Source organism: Mesorhizobium sp. M7A.F.Ca.AU.002.02.1.1 (genome assembly GCF_003998535.1).
Lineage (GTDB): Bacteria > Pseudomonadota > Alphaproteobacteria > Rhizobiales > Rhizobiaceae > Mesorhizobium > Mesorhizobium ciceri.
The window spans coordinates 1-1,412 of the sequence record NZ_RZPB01001135.1; the positions used below are offsets into that span (position 1 = coordinate 1).

The following is a 1,412-nucleotide window of genomic DNA, read 5'->3' on the forward strand; positions in this document are numbered from 1 at the left end:
GAAGGAGCGGGCACGCCGAAATTTTGGCAACCGCCTTGCCGCCGCCCTGGACCTATATCGCCACGGCGCAAGCCTATGATGACGAGATGCGTGAGCGCATCGCGTTGCACCGGTCGCGGCGCGGCGAAGGCTGGACGACCATCGACGCACCGCTCGATCTCGCCGGCGCGCTTGCCGCCTTGCCGGACGATCGGCCGGTGCTTGTCGACTGCCTGACGCTGTGGCTGACCAACCATATGCTGGCCGAACACGATTTCGAGCTGGAATGCCGGCGATTGGCGGAGGTGCTGTCGCGGCCGCGCGGACCCTGGTTCTTGGTGTCCAATGAAGTCGGACAAGGCATCGTGCCGGACAATGCACTGGCGCGCCGCTTTCGCGATGCCGCCGGCCGGCTCAACCAGCAGGTCGCGGCGATTGCCGATACGGTGCTGCTGATGGTGGCGGGGCTGCCGCTCAAGGTGAAATGATATGACCGATATCGACGATAAGGACGAAGAGCGCCACCGCGCCAAGATGGCCAAGCGCAAGGCGGTGCAGGATGCCGAGGTGGCGAGCAAGACGGTCGAGAAGGGATTGCTCATCGTCAACACCGGCCCGGGCAAAGGCAAGACCACGGCCGCCTTCGGGCTGGCGCTGCGGATGCTCGGCTACGGCAAGCGCGTCGGTGTCGTCCAGTTCATCAAGGGCAAGTGGCACACCGGCGAGAAAGACGCCTTCGCCGCCTTCGGCGACCGTGTCGTGTGGCACGCGATGGGCGAGGGGTTCACCTGGGAAACCCAGGATCTGAAGCGCGACATCGCTGCCGCCGAAGCCGCCTGGGCCAAGGTGCTCGAACTGATGGCCGATCCGTCGATCAGCCTGCTGGTGCTCGACGAATTGAACATTGCGCTGCGCTACGACTATCTCGATCTCGACAGAGTGGTTGGCGCGCTAAAAGCGCGGCGCGAGGGCCTGCATGTCGTTGTCACCGGCCGCAACGCCAAGCCGGCGCTGGTCGAGGCCGCAGACCTCGTCACCGAAATGAGCGTGACCAAGCATCATTTTTCCGCCGGCGTGAAAGCGCAGCAGGGGATCGAGTTCTGAGTGTTCCTCAACCTCCCCAGACGGGGGAGGGTGAGGTTAGGTCACAACGATGACAACGACCGAAACCAACCCGAACAGAGCGATCAGCAGATAGTCGGCGACGCGATAGAGTTTCAGCGCCTGCCTGATGTCGAGGCTGTCGGCTTCACGCCGCCCACCTTCGCCCATGAAGACGTCGTCGACCAGCACGCCGCCATAGAAGCGCGGGCCGGCGAGCGCCAGGCCGAGCGCACCGGCCATCGCCGCTTCCGGCCAGCCGGCATTGGGCGAGCGGTGTTTTTTCGCGTCGCGCCGCACCGCATGCCAGGCTTTGTTGGCATCAGCGCCTT

3 protein-coding genes are annotated in these 1,412 nt (G+C 64.7%); 2 read left to right on the top strand and 1 reads right to left on the bottom strand.

Annotated features, from left to right (window positions below):
* Window positions 1-467 (top strand): bifunctional adenosylcobinamide kinase/adenosylcobinamide-phosphate guanylyltransferase (gene cobU / locus EN879_RS35805; RefSeq protein WP_127274711.1); only part of this gene is annotated, 467 nt, incomplete at its 5' end.
* A gap of 1 nt (window position 468) precedes the next feature.
* Window positions 469-1,083, top strand: a complete 615-nt coding sequence (gene cobO / locus EN879_RS35810) for a cob(I)yrinic acid a,c-diamide adenosyltransferase (RefSeq protein WP_063168228.1) — start codon at window positions 469-471, stop codon at window positions 1,081-1,083.
* 36 nt (window positions 1,084-1,119) lie between these two features.
* Here the strand turns inward: cobO and EN879_RS35815 are convergent.
* The coding region (locus tag EN879_RS35815; protein WP_206521080.1) for a cobalamin biosynthesis protein at window positions 1,120-1,412 on the bottom strand (293 nt) is incomplete at its 5' end.